Source organism: Nostoc sp. DSM 114160 (assembly GCF_053470305.1).
The window spans coordinates 148,119-162,335 of sequence record NZ_JBPFGO010000004.1; the positions used below are offsets into that span (position 1 = coordinate 148,119).

A 14,217-nucleotide genomic window follows, 5' to 3' on the forward strand; every position below is an offset into this window, starting at 1 on the left:
ATATTAATTATGGAGACAACAGACCTCTCTAGGTGCGATCGCTCCATGAATTACCTTGACTTTTTACGGAATTTAGAAAGGGTACATTGATTTTACTAAATGAATTTCCTAATTATTTTCCACGTTTACAATCAAACTTTATTTCCTGCGACTATGACTTTAGATACCAAAACCATTTTTGCTATCTTGACTGATAAAGGGTCTGCCATCGACTGGAACCAACTACTTACCGAAATCCTGACCGCTTTCAACTGCTCTACAGGTAGCATCCATACCCTAGATAAAGACAGTCAGTTATTGCACCTAAAGGCTTACCAAGGCATTCCAGAATTGCTTTTGCCTAAAATGACGATAATTCCCATTGGCAAAGGAATGGCTGGTGTCGCCGCCGAACGCAAGCGACTCGTACAGATTTGCAACCTGCAAACCGACGAATCAGGAGTGGCGAGGCCCTCAGCAAAAGAAACGAAGGTAGAAGGTTCTATGGCAGTACCGCTGATGCTGAATGGTCAATTGCATGGTATCTTGGGCATTGCAAAGCCAGTTACCTACGAATTTACTGCCGAAGAGAAAGAGATACTGATGCAGATTGGAGAGGCTATTAGCCGGAAAATCGTCAGTTAAAATCAAATACTATTACTATTTTTCAAAATACTTCATTGCTGTTTGTACTTTCTCAACTTGTCTGGGTGCTTGCATTTCGTTAAAGAGGGCGTAGGCGTAGCCCATCGCAGACATCGCTTGGACAAAACTTTCCCTATTTTTCTCAATTTCACCCATTTTTTTATGAGTCAATGCCAACTGATAATAAGCCTCAGCTAAGTCTGATTTAGCACCAATTTTATCAAGAATTTCTATTGCTTTTGAATGATGAAAAATTGCTATAGTAAATTCTCTCTGTTCTCGAAAAATTTCCGCCAGACAACTTATAGCTTTAGCTTTAATCTGGGTAAAGTTGTTTTCTTCAGCATGAAATATAGCTTGTTGGCAGAACTTAAAGGCTTTTTTTAGATTACCTAAATTTATATAAGTTATGCAGAGAGTTACTAAACTATGCCCCATTCCCCATAAAGTCACTCTACTTGACAATGACATAGTATAAAAGGCATCTTCAGCAAGATAAAAGGCATCTTTTCTGCTACCAAAACGTGATTTTATCAAAGCTAAACAACATTGAGCATAAGCCATGTAATCATCAAGATTGCTATTTGCTTCAGCAAGGCTACAAACAGAATTAAAACAATCTTCGGCTGCTTTTATTTCCCATAATTCTAGTTTACAAAGCCCTGTATTGAACAAAATAGATATTTTTGTTTGCTTGACATCTAATTTGCCTAATACTTCTTCTGATTTCTCATAGCATTCTATAGCTTCTCTAATGCAACCGATAATTCGATATGTATAGCCAAGGATATTGTAAAGTCTAATTAATCTTTCTTGCGATTTTATATCGTCTATTATCCGTTTAATGACAGAGAAGTTTTTCTGGAGCAGTCCCAGTTGGTAAAATGAGCAACCCAAAGGCAAACCTAGACTCCACTGTTTACCTCGTCCTTGTAAAATTACATCACCAGCTTGCTCAAAATCATTAATTTCTACATAGTGATAATAAGCTTCTAAAGCAGTCAAAGCATCTGTAATATTTTTGATATCTGTAACTCTTCGCGTCCAAAATTCTGCGGCTTTTCGGTTGACTAATTCCCATTCTTCACTGACTAACCTTAATCGGCTAATTGCTTCATCACGAATTACCGGATGCAGCCAATATTGTCCTTTTTTTGCTTCTATTAAAGACAAATCTTGCAGAGCTTTAATTACCCGTCTACGTTGTTGTTCTGGTACATCCCAAAGCAAAGATAAAACTCCTTCAATAGGCACTGAAGTAATATCTTGATAACGATAGCATCCTAAGCGGCACAAGAGGCAATAGGCTTCTAAATCATTCGTTTGGAGTCGCGTAAATTGACTGGCAACTAAATCTTTTAACTCTCTTTCTATTAATAAATATGTACAGTTTTCCTGCCAATAGGCGTGTATATCACCAGAAAAATCTGTCAATATTGCTCCTCGGAGAATTTGCATTGCTTTGGCATTACCTCCATAAGCTCTACACATTTCACTGAGAATAGTAGAATCACAATTGATATGGTGACGGCTGAAAAACTGTCGCCATGCTTCATCATCTAAACCTTCGAGTGGATAGAGATGAACTTCTACACTAGACTCCCGCAAACGCTCACGACTTGTTACTAAAGTAACTGAATGCACATCTGAATCTGCTAATACTCTCAATAACTCAACATAAGGGCGACGATCTTCTAGGAACTTGCCATTTTTATCGAGAGCAGTTTCTAGATTATCGATAAATACCCCAATTTTAAAAGTTTGCTCTCGGAGTTTGCGCCGTAGTCGTTCTAAGCTGATACCAAAGTCACCTCCTGGTTCTTCGTTAAAGTATCGCCGCAGCCATTCTTCAACCACACTTTCCACTGGCGTGAGGTTTTGGATTTCTGTAGCCATCCACAGTTCCAGGACAAAATTAAATTTTTGACTTTTAAAATATTTGCGTGCTAATCTGGTTTTGCCAACACCACCTTCACCCTGGATGAGGATAACTTTTGCTCCCCGACTAACGAGGGTGTGAAGTTCGGCTATTTGGCGATCGCGCCCTACAAAGTTAGAATCTAAATCTTGAGGTCTAGTGCCATTAGTCGCTAAATTGGCAATGTGGAGGATTTTTTGCGACTGTTGGCTTGTTCTAAATCCCTGAACTATCCCTTGGAAGGTTGATTTAGAGACTTTCACTCCTAGCACTTTTGACAGTAGATGCCAAAGTTCTGCACCAACTGATTTTAAATGCGCTTCTGTATAACCACGCCTGCTGGCAATATCCTGGTAAGTCCGCTTTTCATCCTCCCACAAATGCCGCAAGATAATCCTTTGAGTTTTATCTAAGTGTTCTCCCGTCTTGAGAAAAACCAAGTTATCTACAAACTCTAAGGCTTCTTCTGCACCCATTTGCGAACTTGATGTATCATTTGCAGTTTATTATAACTATATTTTTACTACTTATTCCTACCTTCCATAGTACAAAATACTTTTTCCTACTCGGTAGGAAACTTACTTTATCCGACTGCAAAGCATTTTCGGCTGTATTACTCTTGTAATTAATACAGGCGAAGTTAAGTTAAGCGCCAAGACAAGGTGGTTGAGGAGAGGTTTAGAGAGCGCTACTACTGCAAGCTTAGTAAATCACAAATGTTATTGTCCCATATTAATTACTCATGAAAGTGGTGTCTACTAAACAGGCAGTGGGTATTAACTAACTAGATTCTGTAGAGCGTATTTACAACTAAGTATGTAAGTCTTTACCCTACAGGAGGTTCAATGATGTTAGACAAAGATTGTCATCATGATTGCAATCAGAATCAGTGCCCTTTTGCCCAAGATACGCGTAATCCCAATAGATATGTCTGCCTCAAATGTGGTATTGAGCGAGAAATAAATCAGTATTCTTCTGGTTTTGGCTCGTTATTGCTGTTGTTATTGAGCTTGTTTATTGCATTTCAACTACTAGTTAATTATGAAAAGCAAAACAATGTACCAAGACAACAACAATCTTTGAATAATTCACTTAACAACGCAATTATCCACTTGTAAAACTAATACTGTTGATTCTCCATAGCCTCATATTTTTAGAGATGTAGGGGAATCACAAAAAATATTCACTGCCAAAAAATTTAGCTAATTTCGTGAGTAAAAACATGGACACAAATCAGGATACGCTTTTATTTCGTTTTGCCTCTAAATCCTTGAAATATTTTTTGTTGGTACTATTTGGCATTGCGATCGCTTACGTTTTATCAAGTGGTTTGGGTATCTTACAAATCATACCCATACTGCTGTACCTTTTACAACAGTTTTTGTTTCCACTGGGAATTATCCTGTTGTGTTTAATGACAATAGCAGTCATTTTTGAATCCCTGCGTTAAAAATTGGGGGAGTGGTAAGTTAGGAGTTAGGAGTAGAGACGCGATTAATCGCGTCTGTACAAGAGTTAGGAGTTAGGAGTAAAGAATTAATTGCCTTTCTTGTCTCCTTCATCTTTCTCATCTTCCCCATCTCCCTCACTTTCCCCTGGCATCTAAAAACTTCAACTGGTGGTATAAACAGCTAATCTGCACTAAATCCACACCTACTGCTTGGGCTTTTCGTAATGGGTTGCCGAAAATTGCTTCTATCTCCAAAGGACGATGTTCGTCGTAGTCAATTTTCATACTGGGGCGGTAAGGTGTCATTTTGACAGTATAATCGAGCATTGTTTGAATGAAGCGATCGCTAATAATCCGCCCATAACTTTTCGCCCCCGCCGCTACTTCATACATCAACTGTTCGACTAACTTGCGGGTGTACTCATACGCCATTAATTCATCAGTTCTAGCGTTGAGAAGCACAGAAAGCCCATTGTAGGGGATATTCCACACCAACTTTTTCCAACGTGCTAGTAGTAAATCTTCAGCTAATTCAATTGAGATACCAGCGCTTTCAAAATCATCAGCAATTTGCTGTATCCTCTGAGTTATCCCACTAGGCTGATAGTTAGAGGTATATTCACTGAAGTTAATTTGTCCATAGTCTAGATGGTGTATATGCCCTGGCCCCACTTTGTTAGAACACAAAAAGCACAATCCACCGATAACCGTTACATTACCAACAATTTCAGCGACTTCCTCTTCTACACCAAGTCCATTCTGTAATACCAACACCACCCCATTGTCTTTAACTACAGGTGGCAACATCTTTGGTAGTAAATGGTTTTGCGTCGTCTTTAGTGCCACCACCACCACGTCGCATTGTGGCATCTTTTCTACGTCGTTGTATGCATGGACTTCGGGAAGGGTAAAGTCACCGTCTTTGGACTCTACCACTAAACCATATTTCTTTACCTGTTCGTAATCACTCTTGAGCAAAAAGTGGACATCTAACCCAGCTTTTTGGAGTCTAGCGCCATAGAATCCACCTAATGCTCCAGTTCCCAGAATGGCATACGTGCGATCGGACATTTCTTTGATAACGGAATTTTCCTAGAAACATCATAAGGTGATGTCTGACGAGGGTACGCGTCTAGGTGTAGTTTATTCAACGCCTGATTTTAAATTTATTTTGTTTAATAAAACTTAAAACAGGTTTATTATCCTTTAAAATCTTTTGCAGAGATTTAGGTAAGATATATGGCTGATATTGTTGATATTGCAGTTACGTCTGAGTCGTTTAAAACACTAGTAGCGGCTGTACAAGCTGCTGGTTTAGTAGAAACATTAAAAAGTCCTGGCCCGTTCACTGTCTTTGCACCAAATGACGATGCTTTTGCCAAGTTACCAGCGGGAACTATCCAAACTCTGTTACAGAATATTCCCCAGCTAACACGGATTTTAAAGTATCATGTCGTTCCTGGAAAGCTGCTAGAGGCTGATTTGGCACAACTCGGTACGGTTAATTCTGTGGAAGGTTCACCCATTAAAATTCATTCTTCTGATGGTTTTGAAGTTAAAAATGCCACAGTTTTAGCAGCAGATATCGAAGCTGATAATGGTGTAGTACACGTTATCGATACGGTAATTTTACCGGGTTAATTCTGGCTAGGGTGGGTATTTTCCACCCTACCGATCCAAAATCTTTATAATTAACTAACTATTGGTACTATCAAAACGCAACTCAAAAGTTTAGTTTGTGTTATGTTTGCAATGTGAGTACTCACTGTTATGTTAATGTAAATTTCGTTGTTTTAAAATAAATTAAATTCTTAAAAAGCCAACATCTATCCCAGGAAATTAATGCTCGATTTTAACACCTTAGCTGAGTTCTCTCGTGGCAATTGCGTAAGTATTTGTGCATTTCTCGTACCAGCGAACTTACTTGTCACAATTTTAACGATGAGCCTAGTTGCCTTACGTCGTCCATCGCCTCAAGTGTGGCAATCTGCTGGAATCGCTAGCTTTTTCGCTTCTGTAATGATACTGCACGTATATACTTGGTTCATGATTGGTGTGGTGATGGCTCCTACTTATATCTTGATGTGGCTAGCAATCACCTGCTTAGTGACTAATTTTGCAGCAATTCTTTTTCAAAGACGCTACAGCAACAGCCCTAGTCTTTCCAATTAAAGTCTATCGGGCATCTATGGATGATATTTTCAGAAAATCAATCATCATTTGACCAAATAATTACTAATTCGTAATTCGTAATTCGTAATTCGTAATTAAAGAGGGTTTAAGCCCCCACCATAATCTCTGCTGAAGGGTGGTCAACAAGATAGTGGAGGGTTCAAGCCCCAAAGGAATTGCAACTACGAATTACGAATTATGTTGACGCCTCTCCATTCATGCTCAAGGATGGCATATAACCAAGAGTCTCGCCATTCTCCCTTAATCCAATGGTGTTCTTGCAAATAGCCTTCCTGCTGCATTCCGATTTTTTGCATCACTCTTGCTGAGGCAATGTTTTCTGGGTGACAAGTGGCAAAGATGCGATGTAAGCCTAACTCCTGAAAACCAAATGATACAACTGCTTTTACAGCTTCGGTTGCATATCCTTGTCCCCAAAATTCCTTAGTAAAAGAGTATCCAATAGAGCCTATTTGGTTGTCAGCATCCTGAACGGATATACGACAGATACCAATTAATTGCTTTTGGGGTTTCAAAGTCACTGCCAAGGCAAAATGCTGACGGGGTTTTTCCCCTTGCAATGAAATCTCTCTTTGCAAAAAGTTTTTGGTATCTTCTTTGGTATTCGGGCCAAAAGTCAAGTAACGCACAACTTCAGCATCAGCAGCATATTGATGAACCTCTTGCCAATCTGATTCTACAAAGTCTCGCAGTATAAGACGTTTGGTTTCTAGTGGTATCATTTGGGAAATTCTGCACGTAACTGATTGACTACCCGATCTAGTCCCACAGAATGGGCGGCTTTGAACAATAAACGATCGCCTGCTTGCACAAATGTTTTCAACCTAGCCACCAACTCGGCATGAGTTGCAAAACACTCCGATGCAATACCCTCAGCACTAAGAGCGATCGCTTCGGCATCTTGTCCATCTACCAAAACCAACAAACCGTCTAAATTCAACTTTCGTACTGTTTCTCCCACTCGCTGGTGCAACTGCTGCGATCGCTCTCCCAATTCTTTCATTGCACCCAATACGGCAATTTTCCGCTTTCCGGGTGTATCTGCCAATAATTGCAACGCTGCAATCATAGCTTCTGGTGCAGCATTGTAAGTTTCATCTAAGATTACCACATCGTTGGGTAAGGTAAATCGCTGCGATCGCCCTGTGGGCATATCCACGATTACACCTGATTTGAGGGTTGCCCAATCTATCCCTAAAACCTTTGCCACTGCTAAAGCTGCCAAGAAATTAGTCGCATTATGACGACCCGGTAAAGGTAGAGGTAGTTCGATTCCTGCGACTTCCACCTGGTCGTTATCAATTAACTGCCCTTGAATATCTCCACCAGAAAAGCCGTAAGTCAAAACTTCTCCCTGCCAAAATTTCGCTGCTGTGGCCATTAATAAAGGATTGTCGTGGTTGAGAATTGCCACACTATCAGCAGGCATTTCAGCTAACAACTCACATTTTGCCTCAGCGATCGCCTCTTCGGAACCGAGTAACTCAATATGCGCCGTCCCGACATTGGTAATCACTCCAATTGTTGGCCGAGCTATTTGCGTCAGTTCGGCAATTTGTCCTCTACCGCGCATCGCCATTTCAATCACGGCGTAGTCGTGTTCTGCGCCAAGTTCTAAAAGAGTTTTCGGAACACCGATTTCGTTGTTGTAATTTCCATAAGTTTTGTGAACTCGTCCCTTTGTTCCTAAAACTGCGGCGATCAATTCTTTGGTTGTAGTTTTACCCACCGAACCGGTGACACCAATTACAGGAATATTAAAGCGATCGCGCCACCATCTGCCAATTTGTTGATATGCCTTGAGAGTATCTTTTACTTGTAGTACAGGGAATCCCGGATTTTCGTATTCAAAATCTACGATTGCAGCTATTGCTCCCTTTGCGATCGCAGTTGGCACAAATTCATGTCCATCAAACTTATCGCCTCGGAAAGCGACAAATACTTCACCCGGCTTCAAGGTACGGCTATCTGTTTGGATACCACTAGTTACTTGTGTTAAAGCAGTTTCAGATAAGTTTACAGAATGGGCCAAAATAACTTCAACCAGTTGGGTTAGGGTAGCAGAACAGCGCATAAGCAATTGATAATTTATTTAAAGTTGAAAATCATAAAAGCAAAAAATAGTGGCAAAGAAGCTTAACTTCCGTGCCACGCTTTATTTATAAGCTACTTATACAGTTTAATCAAGTAAGGACAATGGGCATAACAAGTGATGTTCGATCGCCCTATGCACGATTTTTAATCAAGATTACTTGCACAATTTGTATTGCTATCTCACTCGAAACCCCTAAAGCTTGATATAAATCAATTAAGAAGTTTTTTTCTTCTTCAGGTATAATACCTTCAGCTAGGACAAAATCGGTGGCTACTGTAAAGGCTGTTTCCCGCAAATCTTGAGATAGAGAATCTTTGGCTGCATTAAACAAAGCATTAAAGTCATCACCTTGGAGAATGCCCAAAATTTTTTCAAACAGCCTGTTCATCATTTCATTAGAATAACTTTTAAAAAGTTTCATCCGAGACAGCACAGAAATGATAGAATTTGCTTGCTCAACAGAAAGATAACCGTCTGAAGCCGTTGCCGTCAATATAATGACAGCAAAAGCTTCCGCTGGACTGAGTGCTGCTTGGGCTTGGCTATCTGTACCCAACACAGCGTCGAATAGACCCATTGTAGTAGCTCCTTGGTTAGAGTCCCAATAGCGTTACTGTTACCTGTATGTTTGGTAGATTTACAGGTAGGACTGTGACGCTTGAGACTTTCATCCTTTAGTGTTCCCAGGATTGATTCACGGCGAACACTCGTATCCAAAGGTTTTTGGCAGGAACTACATTGCCATCTTTAAACTTAGCGTTCTCCGGTCTTTTCTATTGTCTCAATTACCGCCAGACCTATACCAGAAGCTGCCATTAACAGTACTACTGAGATCAGATAGGCATTGGTCAGCATTCGTAAGGCTTCGTCGAAAAAAATATAGGTGGTCATTGCTTCACCTTTTTAAATTTGTGCTGCTTGTGCTTTTTATTTCTCCACACCCGGATAGGTGAATTTCGCTGAGAAACTTCTAGCAATTGCATCTTAACAAAACTTTAGCTCTTTCAGAACCCCGCTGAAAATTTTTCTTTCTGAAGATTCTATGAAGTTTATAAAAAAGAGAATGGGGAATGGGGCATCCCTTCTCCTTCTCTACAAGACGCACTTGCGTTCGCTCAGAGGAAGTGGGATTGGGCAAAACAACTTTCTCGCTGCAATTTACCTTGCTCCTACCGCGATTTGGCTCAACTAATGACATGCACTAGTAGTACGCCAAGGAAACGCAAGCGGGGTAAAGGGTAAGGGGGAAGGTGGGGGTCTCCTCTGAGGATAAGGTGCAGGGGGAAAGGGTTTAAATCCCTTACCATGAATTCCCTTTTCCCTTTCCCCTTTCCCCAGTCCTCACAAGCGCATTTTTGGGTTAGCAGACTACTAGGTGGAATCACACCATATCTTGCCACGATTTTTTTCTATGACTATTTTGTAGCTGATGGATAAGCCCATACCAGTACCTTTGCCGATGGGTGTCGTGGTGAAAAAATCAAAAATGCGCGATCGCACTGTTTCAGGTATCGCACAACCATTGTCGGCGATCGCAATCGCACCAACTACAATCCTTAACAAGGAAACACCAACAAAGCTTGCAACCAGTTTGTGAGAAATTTTCATAACTGTATGTCAGCTATAACCGTGTCAGTATTCAGTGTTCCCAAATTTTTGCAAAGAATTTAGGTTATTATCTTCGGTAACTGCGATCGTCGGTATATATATCAGGTATTTTGTGAAATTGGGATAAACAAGACAAGCTTAAAGTAAACAGCGTTCAATCGTCGCTACAACTGATTGAGAAAGAGTATCGAAGTCGTAACCACCTTCTAAGCCAAACAGAATTTTACGAGTTATCCCCAGACAATAATCAGTAAATAAAGCGTAGTCTTCTGGCTGTAAATTAATACTTGCCAAAGGATCTTCCGCATTGGCATCGTAACCAGCACTGACAATTAGTAAATCTGGCTGGAAGTTGGCTAAAAACGGTACTACCTGTTTTTCAAATAGTGGCTGATATATGGCAATATCACTACCAGGGCGTATTGGTAAATTTAATACGTTATTGTGAAAACCTCGTTCTGTCGATCTTCCCGTACCGGGATAGCATGGGTACTGATGTAGAGAACAATAGGCGATGCGTGCTTCAGTTTCCACGATCGCCTGAGTACCATTACCATGATGTACATCCCAATCAAGGATGGCGACGCGGTTAATTCCAGGTTGTTCTAGAGCAAATAAAGCGGCGATCGCGGCATTAGAAAATAGACAAAAGCCCATCCCTGCATCACTTTCAGCATGGTGTCCTGGGGGACGCGCTAGTACAAAAGCTGGATTAGCCGACCTTAACACAACCTCAACTCCATCCAACCATGCACTGACTGCCAATAATGCTACATCATAACTGCGTGGGGAAACTGGCGTATCTCCATCCAATGGCCCGCCGCCACTAGAAGCGATTTGCCATAGTTTTTTGATGTAGGCTGGGCTATGTGCTTTAAGCAACGAAGACATCAGCGATGGCTGTTCTGATGCTGGTGTAGGCAACTGCCAGGTCATTTGACCGGCGAATGTAGCGGCTTTTAAAGCATTTGCGATCGCACTTAAACGTTCTGGTTTTTCGGGATGGTATTTTCCAGTCTTGTGATCTAAAAATTCGTCGGAATAAATGACTGGTAGCATAGGACGAAAAAGGTCGGCAGCAAGACAATGAATTTTATTGTATCCTTACTGGTACAAAGAGTTTCCCCTTGTACTAGATCGTTGGTCGTTTACTTTCAAGGATTTCTGTTGCTTTCTGTTCAGGAAGTGGGCGGTAGAATAAAAAGCCCTGTACCTCCTCGCAGTTGATAGATTTCAAAAACTGCAATTCCTCTTCCTTCTCTACCCCTTCGGCTGTTAACTTTAATCCCAAACTGTGTCCCAAGGTAACTATGGCCTGGATAATATGAGCTACTTTGGCATCCTGCGTCAAATATTGAATGAAAGATTTATCTATTTTCAGATTGTGGAGTGGCAAAAGCTGTAGGCGCGAGAGCGAGGAATGACCTGTACCAAAGTCATCGATGGAGATATAAACACCCATCTGCTGTAGCTCCTCTAAAACCCTTCTGGTAAAACCCAAGTCCTCAATCGCTGTGGTTTCCATAATTTCTAATTCCAAAAAGCGCGGCTCCAGACCTGTTTGTTCTAAAACCTTAGCTATAGTTTCTACCAATTTGGGTTGGCGGAACTGCTTCAGAGAAAGATTGACAGCGATCTTAATCGGTGGTAATCCAGCATCTTGCCATGCTTTATTTTGGCTACAGGCCGTCTGTAGAGTCCATTCGCCGATGGGGACAATTAATCCACTTTCTTCGACCAAGGGAATGAATACACTGGGGGCAACTAATCCCATCTCTGGGTGTTGCCAACGCAACAGAGCCTCCATACTAGTAATTTCTCCTGTGGCAATGTTCACACGAGGCTGATAGTAAAGCTTAAATTCATTGCGTTCTAGGGCATAGCGCAAGCTCTTTTCTAAAGTTAAAAGTTCAGGATTTTTAGCACTTAGGGAAACACTGTAAAATTGGTAGTTATTCCGCCCTTTGTCCTTGGCGTAGTATAAAGCCGCATCTGCGTGCTGGATTAGTGTTTCGGTGTCAGGGCTGTTGCGATCGAGTAAGGCAATACCGAGGCTAGCAGTTACATAAAGTTCATGCTCTTGGAGATGAAAAGCATCCTCTAAGGCTTGTAAGATTCTCTGCGCCACTAAAGTTACTTCTTCAATATCATTGATTCGTGGAAGTAAAATAGTAAATTCATCGCCTCCCCAACGGGCTACAGTGTCTCCATCTCTGAGTGAGTTTTTTAATCTTTGAGAGACGCTTTGTAACAATTGGTCTCCCAGAGTGTGACCCAGAGTATCATTAATTACCTTGAAGCGATCCAAATCGAGGAAAATCACAGCTAAACTTTCGCCATTGCGAGTGGCGTTGGGCAGAGTTTTACTGAGCATCTCGTTAAATAGGAGACGATTCGGCAACCCTGTCAGCAAGTCATGAAGGGCTTGATAGCGAATTTTTTCTTCTACTTGCTGACGCTGCCGCGCACCAATGATACTGGCGGCCATGGTCAAAAGAGTAGATTCTTCATGCTTTGACCAATGACGTTCAAAGGTGCAGTCTGCCAAGCCAAGATACCCCCAGAAATGATTATCCAAGCGAAGAGGTACCAAGAGAAGGGATTTAATGCCATCTCGAATCAGGAATTCTTGTTCGGCGACAGGAAATTTTTGAGTGATGCCGCTAATCGACTGGCCGCTAGAGAGAACTGTGTACCAACGGGCTAATTCAGGAGCTTGATAAAGCTGATTCTGCCAATGGTGGTGGGTAGATTTAATCCCAGATTGTGTCCATTCAAACCGTAGGCTGACTGCCATTTCCTCTGTAATAGGATGGAGATGGTTCTGAAAGAGATAGGCACGATCTGCTTTGGCAGCTTCACCCACTACAGCTAGAGCTAGATCGATACCAGTTTCGTAATTCATTTCTCCTAGCAAATAATTGGCAGCTTCTGCAACTGCTTGTAGCAAGCGATCGCGCTGCCGGAGTTCGGCTGTAGCTTGCTTTTGCTCTGTAATATCTCTAATAATAAAAGTTCTAATTAAATCACTTTCTGGAAGATAGAGTACGGATTGTTCAAAAACTTCTGTGCCTACTTCCACCTCCCGCACAAAAGAATTGTTTTCTAGATTGTTAGCTCCAACCAACAGTCCCGTTAAAATTGGGTGTTCTGTCCCAACTTCCCTAAGATTGGGAAACTTGATCGCTGCGGCTGGATTGACATACGTAATTCTTCCCTCGAAATCCATCTCAATAATTGGATTGGGGATGAGTTCAGGAAAGGATGCTAGCCGAGCTAGAGCAGACTCACTAGCTGCTTCAAAACTGGGATCGATGGCTAAGGTTTGAAACGGATTGGCAGGACTGGCTTGCTCTGATAAAAAACCAGATAAGTCTTCAACATCAAAAGATTCAGAAAATGCTTGTTCGGAAATATTGGAAATAGCATAATATTTAGCCTGAGCTTTATTACTGCCAAAAGCTATGACATCTCCATGCCTAAGATTATGAGAAAAGCATTTAGTGCCATTTACAAATAAGCCATTAGTACTTCCTTTCCCCTTATAGTTACCATCAATAATCTGGAAGCCGTATTGGTCAGTTTCTGGAACAGTGACTCGCAATAAAATTGCATGTTGCATTGATACCGATCGGGAAGCCAAGACAATAGTGTTTGCAGGATGCCGCCCCAGAGAATAAGTAGTCTCTCGCAGGGGGACAGTTCGCCGCCCTTCTAGGTCTTGGATGACCAACAGATGGCGTATTTTTTCCCACTCATTTCCTTGCATGGCTGTTCCTCAAATTTTTTATATAATTAATATTTATGTCTCTCACCATTTGCGTAGGCGAGCATTTACCGCAGGCATCGCAAAATTGGTATGAGGGTGTAAACGAGCTTTTACCTTCATGATTGACCGCACTCAGTACTCTTCTTTTTATAGAATGAGTTGGCTAATTGTTCAATCAGTTTTTGTAGTAGAAATTATAGTTTTTTTTCTACTCATAGATAAGTTATAAACTTTGTTCCTTCATCTATATCATTTAACCTTGTCTTTCTTAGGATACCCAGATTAACAATTCAAAATTAAAATTTTAAAATTGTGCCCTTACAGGGAAGCAAGCTGGGCGTAACGTGATGTTGCGGCAGCCTCTTGTAGAGAAGAGAGTTACATAAGAAAATTCCAAAGCCGACTAAAACTGAACAAAGTCAGAGCCAATGCGCCTTCGATCTCAGTGTAGATTTTGGCGTTAATCTCTCTTTGCAGCTATCCATTAGCCACATCTTTTTTAAGACTTTATAAAATACCTAATCTCCGACCTCATAAACTTAGAGACTTTTTATGTCCTA

At 41.1% G+C, this 14,217-nt stretch carries 13 protein-coding genes and 1 pseudogene; 5 read left to right on the forward strand and 9 right to left on the reverse strand.

The features are described 5' to 3' along the window. Positions 1-99: 99 nt before the first annotated feature. The gene (locus NSTCB13_RS32510) at positions 100-624 is read left to right on the forward strand and encodes a GAF domain-containing protein (RefSeq protein ID WP_448267062.1); all 525 of its coding nucleotides are present in this window, start codon (positions 100-102) and stop codon (positions 622-624) included. 15 nt (positions 625-639) lie between these two features. Here NSTCB13_RS32510 and NSTCB13_RS32515 read toward each other — a convergent pair whose 3' ends face one another. After that, on the reverse strand, positions 640-3,018 hold the full coding sequence (locus NSTCB13_RS32515; protein ID WP_448267061.1) for a tetratricopeptide repeat protein: 2,379 nt from the start codon (positions 3,016-3,018) through the stop codon (positions 640-642). Positions 3,019-3,387: 369 nt separating this feature from the next. Between NSTCB13_RS32515 and NSTCB13_RS32520 the strand changes: the two genes are divergently transcribed. Both NSTCB13_RS32520 and NSTCB13_RS32525 read left to right on the forward strand, forming a co-directional pair. Further along, positions 3,388-3,660, forward strand: coding sequence for a hypothetical protein (locus NSTCB13_RS32520; RefSeq protein WP_448275167.1), 273 nt, complete (start codon positions 3,388-3,390; stop codon positions 3,658-3,660). A 104-nt stretch (positions 3,661-3,764) separates the two neighbouring features. Then, the gene (locus tag NSTCB13_RS32525; protein WP_445631698.1) at positions 3,765-3,992 is read left to right on the forward strand and encodes a hypothetical protein; all 228 of its coding nucleotides are present in this window, start codon (positions 3,765-3,767) and stop codon (positions 3,990-3,992) included. Between the two features lie 135 nt (positions 3,993-4,127). Here NSTCB13_RS32525 and NSTCB13_RS32530 read toward each other — a convergent pair whose 3' ends face one another. Then, positions 4,128-5,063, reverse strand: a complete 936-nt coding sequence (locus NSTCB13_RS32530) for a putative 2-dehydropantoate 2-reductase (protein ID WP_448275169.1) — start codon at positions 5,061-5,063, stop codon at positions 4,128-4,130. A gap of 168 nt (positions 5,064-5,231) precedes the next feature. Between NSTCB13_RS32530 and NSTCB13_RS32535 the strand changes: the two genes are divergently transcribed. Next, a complete protein-coding gene (locus NSTCB13_RS32535; RefSeq protein ID WP_445631700.1) occupies positions 5,232-5,633 on the forward strand; it encodes a fasciclin domain-containing protein in 402 nt (133 codons plus the stop codon). A 201-nt stretch (positions 5,634-5,834) separates the two neighbouring features. Next, on the forward strand, positions 5,835-6,164 hold the full coding sequence (locus NSTCB13_RS32540; RefSeq protein ID WP_445631701.1) for a hypothetical protein: 330 nt from the start codon (positions 5,835-5,837) through the stop codon (positions 6,162-6,164). Positions 6,165-6,346: 182 nt separating this feature from the next. Here the strand turns inward: NSTCB13_RS32540 and NSTCB13_RS32545 are convergent, their stop codons facing one another. The 7 genes and pseudogenes from NSTCB13_RS32545 to NSTCB13_RS32575 all read right to left on the reverse strand — a co-directional run bounded on the left by NSTCB13_RS32545 (position 6,347) and on the right by NSTCB13_RS32575 (position 13,657). Continuing rightward, positions 6,347-6,907, reverse strand: a complete 561-nt coding sequence (locus tag NSTCB13_RS32545) for a GNAT family N-acetyltransferase (RefSeq protein ID WP_448275171.1) — start codon at positions 6,905-6,907, stop codon at positions 6,347-6,349. Further along, the gene (locus tag NSTCB13_RS32550) at positions 6,904-8,259 is read right to left on the reverse strand and encodes a UDP-N-acetylmuramoyl-tripeptide--D-alanyl-D-alanine ligase (RefSeq protein WP_448275173.1); all 1,356 of its coding nucleotides are present in this window, start codon (positions 8,257-8,259) and stop codon (positions 6,904-6,906) included. The genes NSTCB13_RS32545 and NSTCB13_RS32550 overlap by 4 nt, the downstream gene beginning before the upstream one ends. Before the next feature lie 151 nt (positions 8,260-8,410). After that, positions 8,411-8,857, reverse strand: a complete 447-nt coding sequence (locus NSTCB13_RS32555; protein WP_322696900.1) for a tellurite resistance TerB family protein — start codon at positions 8,855-8,857, stop codon at positions 8,411-8,413. A gap of 176 nt (positions 8,858-9,033) precedes the next feature. Continuing rightward, entirely contained in the window at positions 9,034-9,171 is a 138-nt protein-coding gene (locus tag NSTCB13_RS32560; protein WP_190240853.1) for a hypothetical protein, read from the reverse strand. A gap of 480 nt (positions 9,172-9,651) precedes the next feature. Beyond that, a pseudogene (locus tag NSTCB13_RS32565) lies at positions 9,652-9,819 on the reverse strand (ATP-binding protein); the annotation flags it as partial. 207 nt (positions 9,820-10,026) lie between these two features. Continuing rightward, positions 10,027-10,947: a histone deacetylase family protein gene (locus tag NSTCB13_RS32570; protein ID WP_448275174.1), complete on the reverse strand. Its 921-nt coding sequence runs from the start codon at positions 10,945-10,947 to the stop codon at positions 10,027-10,029. 73 nt (positions 10,948-11,020) lie between these two features. Then, positions 11,021-13,657: an EAL domain-containing protein gene (locus NSTCB13_RS32575; RefSeq protein ID WP_448275176.1), complete on the reverse strand. Its 2,637-nt coding sequence runs from the start codon at positions 13,655-13,657 to the stop codon at positions 11,021-11,023. Positions 13,658-14,217 lie beyond the last annotated feature (560 nt).